The organism is Stenotrophomonas sp. GD04054 (assembly GCF_029836955.1).
In the GTDB taxonomy this organism is placed as follows: Bacteria; Pseudomonadota; Gammaproteobacteria; order Xanthomonadales; family Xanthomonadaceae; genus Stenotrophomonas; species Stenotrophomonas maltophilia_A.
Map to the genome: position 1 here is coordinate 1 of NZ_JAOECR010000046.1, position 20,270 is coordinate 20,270.

17 protein-coding genes are annotated in these 20,270 nt (G+C 67.7%); 7 read left to right on the forward strand and 10 right to left on the reverse strand.

Translation table 11 applies throughout. The features are described from left to right. Window positions 1-25 precede the first annotated feature (25 nt). Genes N7573_RS17590 through N7573_RS17600 form a run of 3 tightly spaced genes read right to left on the reverse strand, consistent with a single transcriptional unit; the run spans window position 26 to window position 1,817 of the window. Window positions 26-598: a YceI family protein gene (locus tag N7573_RS17590; protein ID WP_010482754.1), complete on the reverse strand. Its 573-nt coding sequence runs from the start codon at window positions 596-598 to the stop codon at window positions 26-28. A gap of 3 nt (window positions 599-601) precedes the next feature. Next, window positions 602-1,174: a cytochrome b gene (locus N7573_RS17595; RefSeq protein ID WP_005410672.1), complete on the reverse strand. Its 573-nt coding sequence runs from the start codon at window positions 1,172-1,174 to the stop codon at window positions 602-604. Window positions 1,175-1,184: 10 nt separating this feature from the next. Next, window positions 1,185-1,817: a YceI family protein gene (locus tag N7573_RS17600; RefSeq protein WP_279913628.1), complete on the reverse strand. Its 633-nt coding sequence runs from the start codon at window positions 1,815-1,817 to the stop codon at window positions 1,185-1,187. Between the two features lie 165 nt (window positions 1,818-1,982). On the opposite strand from N7573_RS17600, the gene N7573_RS17605 reads away from it, so the two are divergent. Together N7573_RS17605 and N7573_RS17610 are read left to right on the forward strand one after the other, a co-directional pair. Beyond that, a complete protein-coding gene (locus N7573_RS17605; protein ID WP_279913627.1) occupies window positions 1,983-5,528 on the forward strand; it encodes an ATP-binding protein in 3,546 nt (1,181 codons plus the stop codon). Window positions 5,529-5,624: 96 nt separating this feature from the next. Then, complete coding sequence (locus N7573_RS17610) at window positions 5,625-9,152, forward strand: hybrid sensor histidine kinase/response regulator (RefSeq protein ID WP_279913626.1); 3,528 nt, start codon at window positions 5,625-5,627, stop codon at window positions 9,150-9,152. A 470-nt stretch (window positions 9,153-9,622) separates the two neighbouring features. On the opposite strand, the gene mdtD is transcribed toward N7573_RS17610, so the two are convergent. The 5 genes from mdtD to N7573_RS17635 form a co-directional block, all read right to left on the reverse strand. After that, entirely contained in the window at window positions 9,623-11,032 is a 1,410-nt protein-coding gene (gene mdtD / locus N7573_RS17615) for a multidrug transporter subunit MdtD (RefSeq protein ID WP_010482759.1), read from the reverse strand. A gap of 92 nt (window positions 11,033-11,124) precedes the next feature. Continuing rightward, the gene (hemE, locus tag N7573_RS17620) at window positions 11,125-12,207 is read right to left on the reverse strand and encodes a uroporphyrinogen decarboxylase (RefSeq protein ID WP_279912660.1); all 1,083 of its coding nucleotides are present in this window, start codon (window positions 12,205-12,207) and stop codon (window positions 11,125-11,127) included. Between the two features lie 26 nt (window positions 12,208-12,233). Then, window positions 12,234-12,473, reverse strand: coding sequence for a WGR domain-containing protein (locus tag N7573_RS17625; RefSeq protein WP_279912661.1), 240 nt, complete (start codon window positions 12,471-12,473; stop codon window positions 12,234-12,236). A gap of 50 nt (window positions 12,474-12,523) precedes the next feature. Beyond that, a complete protein-coding gene (gene aroB / locus N7573_RS17630) occupies window positions 12,524-13,636 on the reverse strand; it encodes a 3-dehydroquinate synthase (protein WP_279912662.1) in 1,113 nt (370 codons plus the stop codon). After that, window positions 13,633-14,175, reverse strand: coding sequence for a shikimate kinase (locus N7573_RS17635; protein WP_032127802.1), 543 nt, complete (start codon window positions 14,173-14,175; stop codon window positions 13,633-13,635). Before N7573_RS17635 ends, aroB begins: the two co-directional genes overlap by 4 nt. A gap of 98 nt (window positions 14,176-14,273) precedes the next feature. Between N7573_RS17635 and N7573_RS17640 the strand changes: the two genes are divergently transcribed. Beyond that, a complete protein-coding gene (locus N7573_RS17640) occupies window positions 14,274-14,477 on the forward strand; it encodes a dodecin family protein (protein ID WP_005410663.1) in 204 nt (67 codons plus the stop codon). A gap of 6 nt (window positions 14,478-14,483) precedes the next feature. Here the strand turns inward: N7573_RS17640 and N7573_RS17645 are convergent, their stop codons facing one another. After that, on the reverse strand, window positions 14,484-15,311 hold the full coding sequence (locus N7573_RS17645; RefSeq protein WP_110713189.1) for a kinase: 828 nt from the start codon (window positions 15,309-15,311) through the stop codon (window positions 14,484-14,486). 40 nt (window positions 15,312-15,351) lie between these two features. Here N7573_RS17645 and pdxH point away from each other — a divergent pair, with 40 nt between their 5' ends. Next, on the forward strand, window positions 15,352-15,951 hold the full coding sequence (gene pdxH / locus N7573_RS17650; protein ID WP_180847988.1) for a pyridoxamine 5'-phosphate oxidase: 600 nt from the start codon (window positions 15,352-15,354) through the stop codon (window positions 15,949-15,951). Between the two features lie 9 nt (window positions 15,952-15,960). Beyond that, complete coding sequence (locus tag N7573_RS17655) at window positions 15,961-16,308, forward strand: hypothetical protein (protein WP_279912663.1); 348 nt, start codon at window positions 15,961-15,963, stop codon at window positions 16,306-16,308. 78 nt (window positions 16,309-16,386) lie between these two features. Here N7573_RS17655 and prpR read toward each other — a convergent pair whose 3' ends face one another. Beyond that, on the reverse strand, window positions 16,387-17,970 hold the full coding sequence (prpR, locus tag N7573_RS17660; RefSeq protein WP_279912664.1) for a propionate catabolism operon regulatory protein PrpR: 1,584 nt from the start codon (window positions 17,968-17,970) through the stop codon (window positions 16,387-16,389). A 153-nt stretch (window positions 17,971-18,123) separates the two neighbouring features. Between prpR and prpB the strand changes: the two genes are divergently transcribed. Next, the gene (gene prpB / locus N7573_RS17665) at window positions 18,124-19,017 is read left to right on the forward strand and encodes a methylisocitrate lyase (protein ID WP_049401429.1); all 894 of its coding nucleotides are present in this window, start codon (window positions 18,124-18,126) and stop codon (window positions 19,015-19,017) included. Between the two features lie 36 nt (window positions 19,018-19,053). Further along, the gene (prpC, locus tag N7573_RS17670; protein ID WP_279912665.1) at window positions 19,054-20,211 is read left to right on the forward strand and encodes a 2-methylcitrate synthase; all 1,158 of its coding nucleotides are present in this window, start codon (window positions 19,054-19,056) and stop codon (window positions 20,209-20,211) included. Window positions 20,212-20,270: the final 59 nt, after the last annotated feature.

Consider the following 20,270-nt stretch of genomic DNA (forward strand, 5'->3'; position numbering starts at 1 on the left):
CCGGGGCGGTGCCCCGGCCCGTTGATCATTTCGCGTCGAACTTCACGATCGTGCTGATCGCGGTTTCGTCCGGGATGGTCTTGGTGTCGGCCCAGTCACCGCTGCCGACGCCGAAGTCCAGGCGCTTGACGGTGGCCTTGCCGGTCAACACCGGCTGGGTGCCCGGCTTCCAGGTGAAGGTGAGGGTGACCGGCTTGCTGACGCCGCGCAGCTCCAGCGTGCCGTCGGCGGCGAACTGGTCGTTGCCCACCGCACGGAAGCCCTTGGCGGTGTAACGCGCAGTGGCGAACTTGCCGACGTTGAAGAAGTCGGCGGTCTGCAGGGTCGAGTCGCGGTCGCTGTTGCCGCTCTTGGCACCGGCCAGCGGAATCACCACGTCCAGCGAACCGGCGGCCGGGTTGGCCGGGTCGAAGCTGAGCTTGGTGGCAAAGCCCGGAAAGCTGCCGGTGAACACTTCGCCGTCGTACTTGGTGGCGAACACCAGGATCGAGCCGGCGCCGGGGGCCTGCGCGTAGTCCGCGGCGAGCGCCGGGGCGGTGGCCAGCATGCCGGCCAGGGCGGCGGCCACGGCGGCCGGAGTGGTCAGTTTCAGGTTCATCGATCAGTCCTTCTGAGGGGAGGCGAGCCAGCCGCGCGGCAACATGCGGGACAACGTTGCATCGCGCTGGAACAGGTGGTGGTAGAAGGCAGCGCCGGCATGGGCCAGCACCACCGCGATCAACAGCCAGAAGCCGTATTCGTGGATGGCGTGAGACACCGCGACGACCTGCGGATCCGGGCCACTCAGCTTGGGCACATCAACCAGGCCGAACCAGCGGAACGGGCGCAGGCCACTGGCCGAGTCGTACAGCCAGCCCGACAGCGGGATGGCGAACATCAGCACATACAACAGCACGTGGGTGGCGCTGGCGATGCGCTCCTGCCAGCTGGGCACGCCCGGCACCGGCTTGGGGGCGCCGGCGTACAGGCGCCAGCCGAGGCGGAACAGCACCAGCGCCAGTACGGTGATGCCGATCGACTTGTGTGCGGTGTAGACCCAGAAGTACTTGGGCGTTTTGGGCAGTTCGCCCATGGTCAGGCCGACCACGCCCAGGGCGAGGATCAGCAGTGCGATCAACCAATGCAGGATCTGGCTGACACTCCCCCAGGCGGCGGGGGTGTTCTTGGCGGTCATGAAAGGTCCTCTAGCGGGCCGTCTTGGGGTCGGAGTGCGGAACGGGAGCGGGAGTTCCCGGGGCGTCGCTGCGGTCGAGGGTGGCTTCAGCCTCGATCCTCAGCTGTACTGAATCACCGATGACGCCCGGCCAGGCGGTGATGCCGAACGCGCGCCGGCTCAGCGTGGTGCTGGCGGAAAAACCGGCGGTGCGTCGGAACGGGGGAAGGGGGTAGCGCTTGATGGCGTTGAGGGTCACGTCCAAGGTGACTTCCTGGCTGACGCCGCGCAGGGTCAGGGTACCGATCACGTGCGCACGCTTGGCATCGATCGGTTCGACCCGGCTGGAGACGAAGTGTGCCTTCGGGAAACGCTCGCCATCCAGAAGGCTGCGGGCCAGCGTGGCCTGGTTCCATTTGGCATCACCAAGGTCCAATCGCGACACGGGGACCTCGACATCCAGTGTGGCCTCGCGCCAGTTGTCGGGATCGAACTGCAGGCGGCCCTCACTGCCGGAGACCGTACCCATCGCCTGCGAGTAACCCGCGTGGTCGATGGTGAACAGCACACGCGTATGCACCGGATCGAGGCGATAGGTATCTGCATCCGCCCAGGCGGGGGCGGTGGCGAGCAGCATCGGCAGCAGGGCCAGGCAGGGACGCATCGATGGCGGGCTCCGGAAGGGGGACGTTGCGATCATACGCACAGCCCCCTGCCAACGTTGCGTGCATGGCTGCAACAGTTCGTGGTGGGTCCACCGGTGGAAACAGCCTGTTGCAGCCATGAACGCGGCCCTGTGTGACAATCGGGACAGGACAGGGGGTTCAGGATGACGAGCGGTTGGCGCCTGTGGTGCCGAGGCATCGCGGGAATGGGGCTGCTGCTGATGGCGTTCGCCACGGCGGCCACGGCCCTCGACATGGCGGAAACACCGCGCCTGCGCCGTTTCGGTGCAGCTGAAGGCATGCCCTCGCGCATGGTGCTGGCGCTGGCCGAGGACCGCCAGGGCCATATCTGGGCGGCCACCGATGGTGGCCTGGTGCGCTATGACGGCGGCAACCTGCGGGTCTGGGAACATGATCCGGAGCAGCCGGGCTCGCTGCCCGGCAACGAGATCGAGACCCTGCTGGTCGATCCCCTGGACCGCGTCTGGGTCGGCATCAATGGCAAGGGCGTGGCCCGGCTGGATGCCGACCGCGAACGCTTCAAGACCTTCGATGCGGTCAACGGCCCCTGCATGAGCCAGTTCTGGACGCTGGCCTACGCCGAGGATGCACTGTGGATCGGCACCAGTGGCCATGGCGTCTGCCGTTTCGGTGAAGACGGCAGCCTGCGCTTCTTCGAGCATGATCCGGCCCGTCCTGGCGGGTTGCCCAGCAATACCATCTACAGCAGCCTGGTCGATGCGCAGGGGCGACTGTGGATCGGCACCGAGGCGGGCATTGCGCGCTGGAACGGGACTGGATTCGAGGCTGTCGCGCCGCGCGAACTGGGGGCGCTGAGTGTGTTGCGCCTGAGCCGCGACCCCGATGGCTCGATCTGGGCCGGCAGCCAGAATGACGGCCTCTACCGTATCGACGCGCAGGACCGGGTCAGCCGTCCGCGCTGGGCCGACAGTGCGCGCCTGCGTTCGGCACTGGTGCTGGCCGATCGCCAGGGCGGTTACTGGGCGGGCACCTCCGATGGCCTGTTGCGTGGAGATGCCAGCATGCTGCGGCGGCTCGACGGCGACCGCGGCAGTGGCTTCCTCACTGCCCAGAGCGGTGTGCTTGATCTGATGCAGGACCATGAGGGCGGATTGTGGGTGGCGCTGCTGACCCAGGGCCTGGCCTACCTGCCGCCGGACTGGCGCCGGTTTTCGATCTGGAACCAGCTTGACGGCAAGCCGCTGGACAGCCAGTACCTGCTGAGTGCAGCCAGTGATGGCCGGAATTACTACGTCGGCTCAGCGCATGGCGTGTACCAGCTGGACGCGCAGGGAGTACTGAAGTTGCTGGCCAGCGATCGCGAGATCGGCAGCGGGGCGGTGTGGTCGGTGCTGCCGCGGCCGGACGGGCGCCTGTGGCTGGGGCGTGCCGGCCGCATCAGCGTGTACGACCCGGCCACCCGCGTGCTGCACGATTGGCATATCGATGGGGGAGCCGATCTGCGCCAGCGCATCGATCTGATGCGGCAGGCCCCCGATGGCACGGTCTGGCTGTCGGTGATGAACCTGGGCCTGCAGCAGCGCAGCGCCGATGGCCGCGTGCTGCGTAGTTACCCGCTGGAGGATCTCCGCAAGACCGCCGATTCACCGGTTGAGCAGATCCGCTTTGATGCCCAGGGCAAGGCCTGGGTGATGGGCGACATGGGGATCTGGCGTGAACAGGCCGGGCGCTTCGAAGCGGTGCCGGGTGTTTCGCGCGGGCTGATCTACGATCTGGTGTGGGTGGATCCGCAGCAGCTGTGGCTGGCCCGGCAGGGCGCGCTGGAACGCTACCAATGGGATGGCATGAGCCTGCGCCTGATCCAGCGCATCGATGGCAGTGCTGGCGTGCCCTCGGTCAGCATGGGCGGACTGGCGCTGGCCGAAGACGGCCGCCTGTGGGCGACCACGCCACGTGGCCTGCTGCGGTGGGACCCGAAGACGCGCCGCCTGCAGCAGTTCAACGAACGCGATGGCCTGCCCGACGCCGAGTTCACCAGCAGGCCGCCGGCGGTGAATGCCGATGGTCGCGTGCTCGCGGTGGCCCAGACCGGCTTGGTCGTGTTCGATGTGAATGCTGCCGATGCGGTGCTGCCGCCGTCGTCGCTGGTGATCGCCGAGGTCCGCGTGCGGCGTGATGATGCCCGCGGCTGGCAACCGCTGCCGACCACCGGCACGCTGTTGCTGGGGCCGGATGATCGTGATCTGCAGATCGATGCGCGACTGCTTTCCTATGCCAATCCGCAGGGCAACCGTTACCGCTTCCGGGTGCAGGGCTACGACCAGAACTGGGTGGAGCAGGGCGGTGACGGCCAGCGCACGCTGTCGCGGCTGCCGACCGGCAGCTACGTCATTGAAGTCCAGGCGGCAACGGCTAGTGGCACATGGACGCCTTCACAGCGGTTGCAGGTGAAGGTGTTGCCACCCTGGTGGCGCAGCGGCATGGCAATCTTCGGCTACCTGCTGATCGGCTCGCTGCTGCTGCTTATCCTGGTGTGGTCGATCCGTGCGCGCCTGCGCCGCCGCCAGCAATGGCAGTTGACCGTGCACAAGCAGCAACTGGCAGAGCAGGCCTCCCAGGCCAAGAGCCGGTTCCTGGCCACGCTGGGCCATGAGGTGCGCACGCCGATGACCGGTGTGCTCGGCATGAGTGAGTTGTTGCTGGCCACCCCGCTGGATGCGGTGCAGCGCAGCTATGCAGGCTCGATCCAGCAGGCTGGCAGCCACCTGCTGCGGCTGGTCAATGACGCACTGGATCTGGCCCGCATCGAGGCCGGCCGGCTGGAGCTGGACCTGCGCCCGTTCGATCTGGCTGGCCTGCTCGACCAGGTGCAGGCGTTGATGGAGCCGATGGCGAAGCAGCGCAACCTGGGGTTCCAGCGTGGGGGCGATCCGCTGGGGCCGATCAGCGTCAGCGGCGACGAGATGCGCGTGCGGCAGATCCTGCTCAACCTGCTGGGCAATGCAATCAAGTTCACCGAGCGCGGGCACGTCGGCCTGGCCGTGCGCCTGGAAGAGAACGGTGGCGGACTCTGCTTCGAAGTGCATGACACCGGCCCGGGCATCAACGCCGAGCAGCAGGACCGGCTGTTCCATCGCTTCGAACAGGCGGATGGCCCGCGCACCGCGTCGCGCTATGGCGGCAGCGGGTTGGGCCTGGCGATCTGCCAGGAGCTGGCCGTGGCCATGAACGGACGCATCGAAGTGGACAGCCAGCCGGGCAAGGGCGCGCGATTCCGGGTGTGGTTGCCGCTGCCCTGGATCCGGCAGGCCGCCAATGCGCCGGGCGAGTCGCCGGTGCTGCCGGTGCTGCCGCCGCTGCGCATCCTGCTGGTGGAAGATGACGCGACCGTGGCCGAGGTCATCGCCGGCCTGCTGCGTGGCCGTGGCCACGACGTGGTGCACGTGCTGCATGGCCTGGGCGCGCTTTCGGAGATTGCCACCGATGGTTTTGACGTGGGCCTGCTCGATCTCGATCTGCCCGCGCTGGACGGCACCGCCATCGCTCGCCAGCTGCGCACCATGGGCTATGAACTCCCCCTGGTTGCGGTCACCGCGCGCTCCGATGCCTACGCCGAGCCCCAGGTCCTGGCGGCCGGGTTCGATGGCTTCCTGCGCAAGCCGGTGACCGGTGACATGCTGGTGACTGCCATTGCCCAGGCGCGCGCAAAACGACAAACCGCCCTTTGAATGCGCCAGCGCCGGGCGTGAACGGCGCGACTTTCGGTTTACCATGCCGACGCCCGTAGTGCGGGAATCATCAGAAGCAGCGTGAGGAGGCAATCGGTGGTGTATCTGCGGGCGGCGATGCTGCTGCTGGTCCTCCTGTGCTGCCTGTCGCCCGCTGCGGCGCAGCCGGTGCCACCGAGCCCGCGTCAGGTGACGGTGTTCGACGGCTTGCCGTCCAATACCGTGAACCGCATGGCCGAGGATCGTTACGGTTACCTCTGGATCGCCACCAACGACGGTCTGGCCCGCTACGACGGGCGCAACTACCGGATCTGGCGCTCGGAAGACGGCCTGCGCGACAACCGCATCTGGACGGTGCTGGTCGATGCCCGCAACCAGCTCTGGATCGGCACCGAGAACGCCGGTCTGGTGCGGATGTCGGCCGATCGCCGCCAGCTGCATTTCTACGACCGCAGCAGCCAGCCGTTGATGGGCACCAACACGGTCTGGAGCCTGGCCACCACGCCGGATGGTTCGGTCTGGTTCGGCACCCACGAAGGTGGTCTGTACCGCCTGGACAACCAGGACCGGCTGCAGCGCTTCCTGCCCGAAGCGAACAACCCACGCAGCCTGCCGGCCGCATCGGTGCCTTATCTGGCAACCCTGGCCGATGGCAGCCTGTGGATCGGCACCAAGCATGGCGTCGCGCGCTGGACCGGCACGGACTTTGAACGGGTTGGTGCCGGCATCGTTCCCAGCCTGCTGATCAATGGCCTGACGGCCGAGCCCGATGGCAGCCTCTGGATCAGCACGATGGCCGGTGCCATCGTGCGTCGTCCCGATGGTCGTTTCGAGGCACCGTCCTGGAAGCTGCCCGAAGGCGAACAGGTGCTGGGCATGATGCTGCGCGACGAGCAGGGCGGGCACTGGCTGGACACCCGCACCGGCCTTGGCCGCGCGGTCGATGGCCAGTACCAGGCCGTGCCGCTGTACAGCGCGGTGGCGCGTGGCCCGGTACGCCCGAACTGGACCGGCGCCTACGAGGATCGCGAGGGGGGCATCTGGCTGGCCAGCACCAACGCCGGCCTGTGGCACCTGCTGCCGCGCTGGTGGCAGTTCTCGGTGCTGTCGCGGCTGGAGGACGACCCGCGCTCGCTGCGCAACGCCTTCGTGCTGGGTACCAGCCCGTCCAGCAACGGCGGCATCTGGACGGTCGGCAGCCACGGCGCGCTGGACCGCTTCGATCCGAAGACCGGCCGCATCGAACAGCACCGCACCTGGGTCAACGGCATGCACTGGCTGACCTCGGTGCGCGAGGATCGTCGCGGCCAGGTCTGGATCGGCTCCAACGACGCGCTGCTGCGCTACGACCCGAAGCGGCGTGATCTGCGCCGCTGGGGCCGGGATGCCGGCGCCGACGCGACCATGGAAGGGGTCATCGAATCGATGATGACCTGTGATGGTGACAGCCTCTGGCTGATGCTGCCGTCGGGTCTTCAGCAGCGCGATCTGGATGGGCGCCTGCGGCGCCAGCTGGACAATGGCCAGCGCGGATTGCAGCAGGGCCAGCTCAATCTCGATGTGGAATGCGGGCCGCAGGACCATATCTGGCTGGCCAGCAGCCGAGGCCTGCTGCAGTGGCTGCCGGAAAGCGAGCGCTTCCAGCCGGTACCGGGCGCACCGGCGACCGCGATCCATGCACTGCACGTGGGCAGCGATGGCCAGGTCTGGCTGTCCGAGGATGGCCGCCTGTCGCGCTACCGCTGGAGCCAGGGCCGGCTGGAGCGGCAGGCCGTGATCGGTGCCGAGCAGGGCTACCCGGCGATCTCCGCTTCGGGGCTGGTGGTCGATGTACAGGGGGTGGCGTGGGCAACCAGCGCGCGTGGCCTGGTGCGCATCGGCGCCGATGGCCAGAGCGTGCGCCTGTATGGCGTGCATGACGGCCTGCCGAGCCAGGAATTCCGCGAGCACACGCTGGTGATGTCGGGAGACGGCCATCTGGTGGCGGGTACGCCGGCCGGTGTGGTGGTGTTCGACCCGGAGCAGGTGCGGCCCTCGATGCGGCGTGCGCCGCTGGTGATCGAGCGGGTGGAGGTGCGCCGCAACGAGCAGGTGCTGGACCTCACCCACGACACGCCGTTGCAGATCGCCGATGGCGACCGCGATCTGCGCATCGTCGCGCGCCTGTTGTCGTTCGCCGATTCGGCGTCCAATACCTATCGTTACCGGTTGGCCGGCTATGACCCGGACTGGGTGGAAGTGGGACCGGCCGGTGAGCGCCTGTTCTCGCGGCTGGCACCGGGCAGCTATCGGCTGGAAGTGCAGGCGCGGTCGGCCGACCATGTCTGGTCACGGGTGCAGAGCCTGGAATTCCGCGTGCAGCCACCGTGGTGGCGCAGCCTGTCCGGCCTGCTGGTGCTGGCCTCGTTCGCGCTGCTGCTGACCAGCTGGTTCGCCTGGCTGTACCGTCGCCGCCTGCAGCGTCGCCACGCCTATCAGCTGGCGCTGCACAAGCAGGAGCTGGCCGAGCAGGCGTCGGCGGCCAAGACCCGCTTCCTGGCCAACCTTGGTCATGAGATCCGCACGCCGATGACCGGTGTGCTCGGCATGAGCGAGCTGCTGCTGTCCTCACCGCTGGATCCGCAGCAGCGCGGCTATACACAATCAATCCGCCACGCCGGCGAGCACCTGCTGCATCTGGTCAATGATGCGCTGGACCTGGCGCGGATCGAATCGGGCCGTCTGGAGTTGCAGTCCAAGCCGTTCGCGCTGAGCTGCCTGCTGCAGGACCTGGCGGCGCTGATGGGCCCGTTGGCTGCACAGAAGGGCCTGCGCTTCACCCTCGACAACCAGTTGCCGCCCGGCCTGCAGGCCACCGGCGACGCGATGCGGGTACGGCAGATCCTGCTGAACCTGCTCTCGAATGCGGTCAAGTTCACCAGCCGCGGCACCATCACCCTGCACGCGCGCAGCGACGCCGAGCTGCGATCTCTGCATTTCGAAGTGCGCGATACCGGCCCCGGCATCAGTCAGGAGCAACAGCAACGCCTGTTCCGCCGCTTCGAGCAGGCCGATGGTGCACGTACCGCGGCGCAGTACGGCGGCAGTGGCCTGGGCCTGGCGATCTGCCGCGAACTGGCGCATGCGATGCAGGGGCGGATCCAGGTGGAGAGCCAGCTCGGTCGCGGCACCTGCTTCGGCGTGACGTTGCCGTTGCCGATGGTGGTCGATGCCGATGCCGAAGCAGATGGTGAAACGCACCGCGAGGACGCGGCCAACATGCCGCCATTGCGGGTACTGCTGGTGGAGGACGACGCGACTGTGGCCGATGTAGTGCGCGGGCTGCTGAGTGCGCGCGGGCACGAGGTGGTGCATGCGGGCCATGCGCTGGCGGCACTGCGTGAGATCAGTGCCGGTGATTTCGACGTCGGCCTGCTGGATCTCGACCTGCCGGGCCTGAGCGGCTTCGAGCTGGCCCAGCATCTGCGCAACCAGGGCTACATGCTGCCACTGCTGGCGGTGACCGCACGTACCGACCCGGACCTGCAGCAGCAGGTGAAGGCGGCCGGCATCGGTGGCTTCCTGCGCAAGCCGGTGACCGGGGAACTGCTGGTGGAAGCGATCGCCCGGGTGATGGGAAGGTAGGTTCGGCAGGGCCTGCGGCCCTGGTACACGCCATCGCATGCGCGCTGTCGCTCCCACGCTTCGCTGCGCGAAACGCGGGCCCCTCTTACCAGCGCCCATACCCCCGCCGCTTCGCGGCCGCCCCCTGACTCAGGGGGCTCTCCTCCAGACCCGTCGTGGTTTCCAGTAGATCCACGCCATGCGTGGACGAATCTCTGTCAGATATCAAAATGGATCTGACCCCATGTACATTTCGATATCTGACCGATGTGTCGACCAAGGTCGACACCCACCAACAGCAGCGCCCATCTGTCAGAGGTGGGGCGGTGTCGGATTGCGGGGTGTCAGCCGCATGGATGCGGCTGCCAAGCCTACAGGGACGTACTTGCGGCGTCCCCGCAATCCGACACCGCCCCGCCATTCCACGGAATGCCCGCTTTTGACGCTGACGTTGATTCGGCGGGTGCAGGGCGCAGCCCTGCCGAACCCCCTCACTCCGCGACGTGCTCGACCTGCCGCGGTTCGGGCTTGGTGTCCGGCAGCTGCCAGAAGATCATCGTCGAGGTCAGGGTGATCGCGCCCACGCACAGGAACGTCGCATGCAGTGCCGCGGTGGCGCTGTTGCTGTCCAGGTGATTGCCGAACGCGGCCAGCAGGCTGCCGGCCGCCGCGGCACCGAAACCGGCGGCGAGCATCATCACCATCGACAGCAGGCTGTTGCCGGAACTGGCGAACTCGCGATCCAGATCACGCAGCGTCACGGTGTTCATCACGGTGAACTGCAGGGAATTGACCGCGCCGAAGAACGCCAGCTGCAGCAGGCGCCAGGCCAGGTGCTGGCCGGGTGTCATCAGGATGAAGCTGGCCATCGCCAGGCCCACCAGCACGGTGTTGACCATCAGCACGCGGCGGTAGCCGTAGCGCTCGACCAGCTTCACCGCCAGCTTCTTCGACACCATGCCGGCCGCCGCCACCGGCACCATCATCAGGCCGGCGTTCATCGGGCCAAGGCCCAGGCCGACCTGCAGCAGCAACGGGATCAGCATCGGCATGGCGCTGCTGCCGATGCGCGAGAACAGGTTGCCAAGGATGCCGATGCGGTAGCTGGGCACGCGGAACAGGGCCAGCGAGAACAACGGCGCGGTGGAGTTGGCGGCATGCAGCCAGTAACCGACCAGTGCGGCCAGGCCGGCCACGGTCATCAGCATCACCAGCGCATGTGGCGTTCCGAGCCCGGAGATGCCGTCCAGCGCCAGCGACAGCACCACCATCGCAAAGGCCAGCATGATGTAGCCGCGCAGGTCGAAACGGGTGCGATGGCTGGCGTAGTGGTCGGGCATGATCTTCATCGCGGCGATGAAACCGATCACGCCGATCGGCAGGTTGATCAGGAACACCCAGTGCCACGACGCGATCTCGACCAGCCAGCCACCCAACGTCGGGCCGATCAACGGGCCGACCAGCGCGGGGATGGCGATGAAGCTCATCGCGCGCAGGAAGTCCTCGCGTGGCACCGAACGCATCACTGCCAGGCGTCCGACCGGCAGCAGCATCGCACCGCCGATACCCTGCAGCACACGTGCCCCAACCAGCTGGTGCAGGTGCTGGGCCAGCGCGCAGGCCAGCGAGCCGAGGGTGAACAGGATGATCGCTACCAGGAAGGTACGACGCGTGCCGTAGCGGTCGGCGATCCATCCGGAGGCGGGAATGAAGGTGGCTACCGCCAATGCGTAGCTGAACACCACCGACTGCATCTGCAGCGGGCTTTCGCCCAGGCTGGCCGCCATCGCCGGCAAGGCCGTGTTGACGATGGTCGAGTCCAGCATCTGCATGAAGATCGCCAACGAAACCAGCCACAGCAGGGGGCGCTGGCGGTTGTAGGTCGATGGCGATGTAGACATGGGGTGTGGCCGGTGCAGCGTGGGGGACGCCATGATCGCGCACTGCGGGTCACGGCGCGATCAACATCGCGCCGCAACCGCATGCGCAATGCTCAGCGCTGGCTGTGCGCGTGCACTGCGTCGACCAGCACCTGCACGTGCGCCGGGTCCATGTCCGGCGACATGCCGTGACCGAGGTTGAACACATGGCCCTCGCGCGAACCACCGTTGCCGGCGGCATAGGTGTCGAGCACGCGTGCTGCTGCGGCGGCGATCGCATCCGGCGAGGCGTACAGGGTGGTCGGGTCGAGGTTGCCCTGCAGGGCGACGCGGCCGCCGGTGCGGCGCATCGCCTCGTCCAGATCCAGCGTCCAGTCCAGGCCCAGCGCATCGGCACCGGTCTGCGACAGCGCTTCCAGATGCAGGCCGGTGCCCTTGCCGAACAGGATCAGCGGGGTGCGCTCGTTGCCTTCGCCGCGCTCCAGGCCCTCGGCAATCCGCTGCAGGTAGCGCAGCGAGAACTCGCGGTACATCGACGGCGACAGCACGCCACCCCAGGTATCGAATACCTGCAGCGCCTGTGCACCGGCCGCGCGCTGCGCGCCGAGATAGGCGATCACCGCCTCGGTGGTGACCTCCAGCAGGCGGTGCAGGGCCTGCGGATGGTTCAGTGCCATCGCCTTGATCCGCGCGAAGTCCTTGCTGCCGCCGCCTTCCACCATGTAGCAGGCCAGCGTCCACGGGCTGCCGGAGAAACCGATCAGCGGCACCTGGCCGTCCAGCTCACGGCGGATCAGGCGCACCGCGTCCATCACGTAGCCCAGGTGCTGTTCCATGTCCGGCACCGCCAGCCTGGCGATGGCCGCTTCATCACGCACCGGGTGGCGGAACTTCGGGCCTTCGCCTTCGACGAAGTACAGCTCCAGGCCCATCGCATCGGGAATGGTGAGGATGTCCGAGAACAGGATGGCCGCATCCAGCGGGAAGCGGCGCAGCGGCTGCAGGGTAACCTCGCAGGCAATCTCCGGATTCTTGGCCATGGCCAGGAAGCTGCCGGCCTTGGCCCGGGTTGCGCGGTACTCCGGCAGGTAGCGGCCGGCCTGGCGCATCAGCCAGACGGGGGTGCAGTCCACCGGTTCGCGGCGCAGGGCGCGCAGCAGGCGATCGTTGCGGAGAGGGCTGGTCACGATGGGCATTCCTTGGACGAAAGTTGGCAGCGGCGTCAGTCGCCGTGCGAGAGGATCTGGAAGCCGCGATGCAGTTCGGCATCGCGGGCCTTCTCGAAGGCATGACGGGCTTCGTCGGCCTGCAGGAACAGCTCGCGCCGCAGCTGCGAGCTGTTGCCGACGCGGCCGCTCTCGCGCAGCAGCTCCCAGCCGCCGAACAGGTCCGGCTGCAGGCTCAGGCGCAGGAAGCGCGGTGCCTGCGCACCGGCGTCGGGATGTTGCAGGTAGACGTGCATGGGCCGATTGTAGCGGGGCCAGGGTGACCCCGGCCGCAACGCGGCCGGCACTACCGGGCCGACAGCACCTTCAGCACCGCTGCCTCATCCACGTCCGGCACCACTTCGGCGCGGCCCATGCCACGCCACAGCACCAGGCGCAGGCGGCCGGCCACGTTCTTCTTGTCCAGCCGCATGCGGCCGAGCAGGGCCTGCGGGTCCAGCCCCGCCGGGATCGCCACCGGCAGGCCGAGCCGTTCCAGCAGCGCCTGCAGGCGCGCGCGGTCGGCATCGTCGGCCAGGCCCAGGTCGGTGGACAGCGTTGCCGCCAGCACCATGCCCACCGCCACCGCTTCGCCGTGGTTCAGCGCATCGCGGCCCGGGGCCGAGTAGCCCTGTTCGGTCTCGATGGCATGGCCGAAGGTATGGCCGAGGTTGAGCAGGGCACGCTCGCCCTTCTCGAACGGATCACGCTCGACGATGGCGGCCTTGTGCCGGCAGCTGCGCGCGATGGCTTCGGACAGTACCGCATCCTCGCCGGCCAGCAGTGCATCGGCATGCTGCTGCAGCCATTCGAAGAACACCGCGTCGCCCAGCGCGCCGTACTTCACCACTTCGGCCAGGCCGGCGCGCAGCTCGCGCGGTGGCAGGGTGGCCAGCACGCGGGTATCGGCAATGACCGCGCGCGGCGGATGGAATGCGCCGACCAGGTTCTTGCCGGCCGGAATGTCGACCGCGGTCTTGCCGCCCACGGACGAATCGACCATCGCCAACAGGGTGGTCGGCAGCTGCACGCAGTCCACCCCGCGCATCCAGCAGGCGGCAGCGAAACCGGCAAGGTCACCGACCACGCCGCCGCCGAGGGCGAACACGCAGGCGTCGCGGGTGGCACCGAGCGCGGCCAGTGCTTCGATCGCGCGGCCGAACTCGGCCAGGGTCTTGGAGGCTTCGCCGGCAGCCAGCACGTGCTCGCCGATGACCAGGTCCGCGCGTGCGGCCAGCAGCGTCTGTTTGACCGATGCCAGATAGCGCGGGGCGACTTCGCTGTCGCTGAGCAGCAGCACGTGGCGGCCGCGCACATGCGAGGCCAACGCGGTGCCGTCGGCCTGGGCACCAGCGCCGATGGTGATGGAGTAGGGGCGGTCGCCGCCAACGGCGACCTGCAGCAGGGCGGGGGAAGTCATGCGGTCAGGTCCTGGCGCTGCCATTGCGTGGCCAGCTTGACCACCAGGTGGGCGGTCGCGTCGGCAGCGGTATACGGGTCGGTATCAAGGGTGAGGTCGGCCAGTTCGCGGTACAGCGGGTCGCGGTGAGCAGCCAGATCGTGCAGCACCTGCTCGCGGTCCGGGCGCTGCAGCAGTGGCCTGCCTTTGTCGCGGGCCAGGCGTTCCAGCTGCGCGGCCACGCTGACCCGCAAGTAGACCACGAAGCCGCGCTGGGCGATCAGCGCACGGTTGTCCGGATCCAGTACGGCGCCGCCACCGGTGGAGACCAGCTGGCCGCGGCCTTCCAGCACACGGGCCAAGGCTTCGCGCTCATGGCTGCGGAAGCCGGTTTCACCCGAGTGCTCGAAGATGGTCGGGATGCTGGCGCCGGCGGCATCGACGATGGCCTGGTCGACATCGACGAAGTCCAGCGTGAAGCGCTCGGCCAGGCGGCGGCCGATGCAGGTTTTGCCGGCGCCCATCGGGCCGATCAGGATCAGGTTCGGAGCAGGATTCATGCCCTCTGATGCTAACACCTCCGTGCCCTTGCCTTTACGTTCTTCACGTCAGGCTAGGCGTTCCTGCGGGGTCTCCCGCGCCAGCCGGAGTACAGGCCATGACGGTCGCCAAGGTCATCGAAATCACCGCCTCCTCGCCGAAGAGCGTGGAGGACGCCGTGCGCAGCGGTCTGAAGAAGGTCTCCGAGACGGTCAAGGGCATCCAGGGCGCCTGGGTGAACGAGACCAAGGTGGTCACCAACGGCAGCGGCGAAATCACCGAATGGCGGGTCAACCTGCGGGTGACGTTCCTGGTGGAATAGGCGCGCTCAGCGCACGTCCTGTACCTGGCGCTGGCCGTCCAGCACCACCACGTGGTCGGCCAAGGCGGGCAGGGCGTGCAGTGCCTGCCGGCTGACCCGCTCGTAGTACTGCACGAAGCGCTCCAGCTGTGGCCGGCTCATGCCGTGCCGGCCCGGCTGCGCGGCCTGCAGGTTCTGTTCCTGCTGCCAGCGCCAGCGCGGTACCACCGAAAAATCCGGTGGCTGCAGGAACCACAGGCGGTCGCAGCGCTGCCACAGCGCCGGGTAGTCTCGGGCCAGCGCCTGGTTGCACCAGCGACGCCATCGGCCATCGGCGTCGGCCTCGCGTTCCAGCGCGTTCAGCGGGCTGTCCAGCGCGTCGTCGTCCTGCGCGGGCGTGCCCAGGAACCAGCCTTCGAATACCAGCAGGTCCAGCGTTTGTTGCAGCTGCGGCCATTGCGCTTCGGGCAGGCGTTCGTCGGCCAGCTTGTCGAAGCGCGGCATGGCGAAGGGCTGGCGTGCGGCCACCGCGTCCAGCACGGCATGGGCCAGCGGCAGGTCGTGGGTGCCGGGCGGGCCGCGAGTGATCAGCAGCGGATGCACCTGGCGGGCCAGTCGCTGGCGCTGTGCACGGGTGAGGTAGACGTCATCGATCGACAGCGTGGCCGCGTTCAGGCCGCGTGCCTGGGCGCGCGCCACCACCTGCGCGGCCAGCGTCGATTTGCCGCTCCCCTGCAGGCCGCTGATCGCCAATACTGGAACCGCTGCACCGCTGCCCAGCGCATCATCCAGCGCCTGTTCGGCCAATGTTTCGGGGAATCCTTTCACCTGGGGCATATACGCAGCAGCGGCCATGCAGCCACAATAGCCCAATCCGTGTGAGAAGAACGCAATCATGAGCGACCTGTACGCCGAAGCCCTGTCCACGTTTGCCGGCCTGTTCGAGGAGGCCAAACAGAGCCGCGAGGTCGAGCCGAACGCCATGACCGTGGCTACCGCCGATACGCAGGGCCGTCCCTCGGCGCGCACCGTGCTGCTGAAGGCCTTCGACGAGCGTGGCTTCGTCTTCTACACCCACCTGGACAGCCACAAGGGCCAGGAGCTGCAGGCCAATCCGCAGGCCGCGCTGCTGTTCCTGTGGCGCAGCCTGCGCGAGGCCGGCATCCAGGTGCGCATCGAAGGCCGTGTCGAGCAGGTTGCCGATGCCGAGGCCGACGCCTATTTCGCCAGCCGCCCGCGCATGAGCCAGATCGGTGCCTGGGCCTCGCAGCAGTCGAAGACGCTGGCAACGCGCGAGGAATTCGACGCGCGCGTGGCCGAGATCGAAGCCCGCTTCGAAGGCAAGGACGTGCCGCGTCCGGACGGCTGGAGCGGCCTGCGCGTGGTGCCTGACCGCATCGAGTTCTGGTACGGCGCGCAGTTCCGCCTGCACGAACGCTGGTGCTATGAAGCCGGTGCCGAAGGGCGCTGGAGCAAGCGCCTGCTGTACCCGTAAGGCAACCTGATGCAACGCCTGCCGCTGTACCGTGTGGTGGTGTTCGTGCCGTCGGCAGCACTGGATGCAGTGAAGCAGGGCATCCTCGCGGTGGACGCGCTGGCGGCCGGCGACTACGAGCACGGGATGTGGTGGTCGGCGCCGGGGTTCGAGCAGTTCCGCCCGCGCATGGGTGCGTCGCCCCAGCAGGGGGAGGCGGGCCGCACCGAAGTGGTCGACAGCGTGCGCCTGGAATTCTGCCTGCCACGCGACGCGCAGCGGCTGCAGCGCATCTTCGAACAGGGCATCGTGCCGCATCACCCGTGGCAGGTGCCGGTGGTGCAGGTGGAGGAAATCGAGCTGCTGCTGGCCAGGTAGATCCACGCCATGCGTGGATGAGATGCTTGACGGAAGAGCGGTGCGAACCAAGGTTCGCACCCACCAGGCAACGAGTGGTTACAACCCCTCCGCGCGCAGCCAGCGCCACAGCGTGGTGCGTGAGACGCCCAGCGCCTGCGCCATCCCCTCGCGATCATTGCGATGTTCCTGCAGCAGCGTCTCCAGCTGCGCACGCGGTGGGCGCTTGCAGTTGCTTTCCACCGGCATCGAGGCGGCACCTTCATTCACCAGCTCCGGCGCCAGCTGCAGCAGTCGCGCAGCATCAATCAGCCCTTCACCGGGCTGCCAGTGGATGCGCAGCCGATCCACCAGATTACGCAGCTCACGCACGTTGCCTGGCCAACTGGCGGCGGTCAGCACCGCCAGCGCATCCTCATCCAGTGGCGCATCGATGCCACGCAGCTGGCGGAAGAAGTGCTGCGCCAGCAGCGGGATATCACTGTGCCGCGCGCGCAGCGGCGGCAGGGCAATGCGCAGTGCGGCCAAGCGGTAATACAAGTCGCGACGGAAGCTGCCGGTTGCTGCGCGCTGCTCCAGCGACTGCAGGGTGGCGGCCACCACGCGCAGGTCCACCGGGGTCGGTTCGGTGGCGCCCACGCGCAGTACCTCGCGTTCTTCCAGTACGCGCAGTATGCGGGTCTGCAGCGGTAGCGGCAGTTCGCCGATCTCATCCAGGAACAGCGTACCGCCGTCTGCGGCTTCGACCAGGCCGACACGGCCGCCACGGCGTGCGCCGGTGAAGGCGCCGTCGCTGTAACCGAACAGTTCCGCCTCCAGCAGCGATTCGCTGATCGCGCCGCAGTTCAGTGCCACGAAGCGTCCACGGCGGCCGCTGGCGGCGTGCAGCTGCCGCGCGACCAGTTCCTTGCCGGTGCCGGTTTCGCCGCTGACCAGCACGGTGCTGTCATGTGGGGCGTAGAGCGCGATCTGCGCGCGCACCCGCGCCATCGCGTCGCTGTCGCCGAGCAGTTCATGCGCATCGGCACGCGCTGCCGGGCGCCGGCGTGGGCTAGGCCGATTGCCACTGGAACGTGCCAGGGTCTGGGTCAGTTCCAGCGCATGTTCGAACGCCTGCCGCACCGAGTCGGCCGAATACAGCAGCACGCCGGGCAGGCCGGCCTGTTCGGCGTGGTCGATGGCCATCCCGGTGCCGACGATCACTTCGATGCCGTTGGCGCGCAGATCGGCGATGCAGTCGCGCGCATCCTCGCGGGTTACGAAACGGCGATGCTCGATATCCAGGCCGAAACTCTGCTGGAAGTTGCTGAACACCGGCACGTCGCTGGCGTGGGTGACCAGGCCGATGCGGCTGGCGATGCGGCGGGCACGGGCCAGTGCTTCCATCAGGTCGAAGCCGTTGGCCTGGATCGGCACCAGTGGCAGCTCCAACCGGCCGCGCAGCCAGGCGGCGTTGGAGCCGCCGGCAATCACCACATCGCAATGCTCGCGGCGCAGGCGCTGGCCGATCACCTCCACCGCTTCCTCGAAGCCGAGGTTGATCTGCTCGATGCGCGCGCGGCGGTCGAACTCGGGAATGACGTCGCCGAGCAGGCCGGTCAGTCGCGAGACGCTGACCGTCCAGATCACCGGGCGGCCGGGGTCGGCATCGGCATGGCGCAGGGGTGAGCGGGGCAGATACATGGCGGCGGGTACGGGCGAAATGTTTCATGATACATCTGTTTCAGTGTTTCATATGTTTCACCGTTGAGTGACGGTCATGTCCGTGAAATCAACGGCTTGCAGCTTGGCATGGTGCTTGCGCCTACCCATCCGTTCTTCAACCTGGATTGCCGCATGACTGCTTCCGCCCCTTTCTCCGCCGGTGCCCGTTTCCGTGAGGCGCTGGCTGCCGAGTCGCCGCTGCAGGTGATCGGCGCGATCAACGCCAACCACGCCCTGCTGGCCAAGCGCGCCGGCTTCCGTGCCATCTACCTGTCGGGCGGCGGCGTTGCCGCGGGCTCGCTGGGCCTGCCGGACCTGGGCATCAATACCCTGGAAGACGTGCTGGTGGACGTGCGCCGCATCACCGATGTCTGCGATCTGCCGCTGATGGTCGACATCGACACCGGCTTTGGCCCGAGCGCGTTCAACATCGCGCGCACCGTGAAATCGCTGATCAAGGCCGGCGCGGCCGCCTGCCACATCGAGGACCAGGTCGGCGCCAAGCGTTGCGGTCACCGCCCGGGCAAGGAGATCGTCTCGCAGGGTGAAATGGTCGACCGGGTGAAGGCGGCCGCCGATGCCAAGACCGATCCGGACTTCTTCCTGATCGCGCGCACCGACGCCATCCAAGTGGACGGCGTGGACAAGGCTATCGAGCGCGCCATCGCCTGTGTCGAGGCCGGTGCCGATGGCATCTTCGCCGAGGCTGCCTACGACCTGGACACCTACCGCCGCTTCGTCGACGCGGTGAAGGTGCCGGTGCTGGCCAACATCACCGAATTCGGCGCCACCCCGCTGTTCAGCCGCGATGAACTGGCCTCGGCAGGCGTCGCGATCCAGCTGTTCCCGCTGTCGGCGTTCCGTGCCGCCAACAAGGCCGCCGAGAACGTCTACCAGGCGGTGCGCCGCGATGGCCACCAGCGCAACGTGGTGGACACCATGCAGACCCGCGAAGAACTCTACGACCGCATCGGCTACCACGCGTTCGAGCAACAGCTCGATGCACTGTTCGCCGCCAAGAAATAAGCAGTACCCTGCACCATCAAGTTTTCGGAGGGAAACATGAACGATACGACCGCAACCGCGACCTTCAAGCCGAAGAAGTCCGTCGCCCTGTCCGGCACCGCCGCCGGCAACACCGCGCTGTGCAGCGTGGGCCGTAGTGGCAACGATCTGCACTACCGTGGCTACGACATCCTGGACCTGGCCAACACCAGCGAGTTCGAGGAAATCGCCTACCTGCTGGTGCACGGCAAGCTGCCGACCCGCGCCGAGCTGGTTTCGTACAAGGCCAAGCTGAAGTCGCTGCGCGGCATTCCGGCAGCAGTGAAGGCGGCGCTGGAAGAACTGCCGCCGTCGGCACACCCGATGGACGTGATGCGCACCGGCGTGTCCGTGCTCGGCTGCGTGGCGCCGGAGAAGGACGACCACAACCATCCGGGCGCGCGCGACATCGCCGACAAGCTGATGGCCTGCCTCGGTTCGATGCTGCTGTACTGGTACCACTGGAGCCACAACGGCCGCGCCATCGACGTGGAAACCGACGATGACTCGATCGGTGGCCACTTCCTGCACCTGCTGCACGGCGAGAAGCCGCAGGAATCGTGGGTGAAGGCGATGCACACCTCGCTGATCCTGTACGCCGAGCACGAGTTCAACGCCTCGACCTTCACCTGCCGCGTCATCGCCGGTACCGGCAGCGACATGTACAGCGCGATCTGCGGTGGCATCGGCGCGCTGCGCGGCCCGAAGCACGGCGGCGCCAACGAAGTGGCGTTCGAAGTGCAGAAGCGCTACGACAACCCGGATGAAGCTGAGGAAGACATCAAGGCCCGCGTCGAGCGCAAGGAAGTGGTGATCGGTTTCGGCCACCCGGTCTACACCGTCTCCGATCCGCGCAACAAGGTGATCAAGGACGTGGCCCGCGAGCTGTCCGAAGAACAGTCCAGCATGAAGATGTACGACATCGCCGAGCGCCTGGAATCGGTGATGTGGGACATCAAGAAGATGTTCCCGAACCTGGACTGGTTCAGTGCCGTCAGCTACCACATGATGGGCGTGCCGACCGCGATGTTCACCCCGCTGTTCGTGATCGCCCGCACCGCCGGCTGGAGCGCGCACATCGTCGAGCAGCGCATCGACGGCAAGATCATCCGCCCGAGCGCCAACTACATCGGTCCGGAAGACCGCGACTTCGTCGCCATCGACAAGCGCGTCTGATCCCCCTGCTGTACCCATCCGGCCGGCCCCGTGCCGGCCGGATGCTTTCGCCGCCGCAC

Excerpts from the sequence above, each read along its gene's own strand:
- N7573_RS17640 (WP_005410663.1), top strand. The coding sequence starts at position 14,274 with ATGACGGTCGCCAAGGTCATCGAAATCACCGCCTCCTCGCCGAAGAGC.
- N7573_RS17645 (WP_110713189.1), bottom strand. The coding sequence starts at position 15,311 with ATGGCCGCTGCTGCGTATATGCCCCAGGTGAAAGGATTCCCCGAAACA.
- aroB (WP_279912662.1), bottom strand. The coding sequence starts at position 13,636 with ATGACTTCCCCCGCCCTGCTGCAGGTCGCCGTTGGCGGCGACCGCCCC.
- N7573_RS17590 (WP_010482754.1), bottom strand. The coding sequence starts at position 598 with ATGAACCTGAAACTGACCACTCCGGCCGCCGTGGCCGCCGCCCTGGCC.
- hemE (WP_279912660.1), bottom strand. The coding sequence starts at position 12,207 with ATGCCCATCGTGACCAGCCCTCTCCGCAACGATCGCCTGCTGCGCGCC.
- N7573_RS17635 (WP_032127802.1), bottom strand. The coding sequence starts at position 14,175 with ATGAATCCTGCTCCGAACCTGATCCTGATCGGCCCGATGGGCGCCGGC.
- N7573_RS17605 (WP_279913627.1), top strand. The coding sequence starts at position 1,983 with ATGACGAGCGGTTGGCGCCTGTGGTGCCGAGGCATCGCGGGAATGGGG.
- N7573_RS17595 (WP_005410672.1), bottom strand. The coding sequence starts at position 1,174 with ATGACCGCCAAGAACACCCCCGCCGCCTGGGGGAGTGTCAGCCAGATC.
- N7573_RS17600 (WP_279913628.1), bottom strand. The coding sequence starts at position 1,817 with ATGCGTCCCTGCCTGGCCCTGCTGCCGATGCTGCTCGCCACCGCCCCC.
- mdtD (WP_010482759.1), bottom strand. The coding sequence starts at position 11,032 with ATGTCTACATCGCCATCGACCTACAACCGCCAGCGCCCCCTGCTGTGG.
- pdxH (WP_180847988.1), top strand. The coding sequence starts at position 15,352 with ATGAGCGACCTGTACGCCGAAGCCCTGTCCACGTTTGCCGGCCTGTTC.
- prpC (WP_279912665.1), top strand. The coding sequence starts at position 19,054 with ATGAACGATACGACCGCAACCGCGACCTTCAAGCCGAAGAAGTCCGTC.
- N7573_RS17625 (WP_279912661.1), bottom strand. The coding sequence starts at position 12,473 with ATGCACGTCTACCTGCAACATCCCGACGCCGGTGCGCAGGCACCGCGC.
- N7573_RS17655 (WP_279912663.1), top strand. The coding sequence starts at position 15,961 with ATGCAACGCCTGCCGCTGTACCGTGTGGTGGTGTTCGTGCCGTCGGCA.
- prpR (WP_279912664.1), bottom strand. The coding sequence starts at position 17,970 with ATGTATCTGCCCCGCTCACCCCTGCGCCATGCCGATGCCGACCCCGGC.
- prpB (WP_049401429.1), top strand. The coding sequence starts at position 18,124 with ATGACTGCTTCCGCCCCTTTCTCCGCCGGTGCCCGTTTCCGTGAGGCG.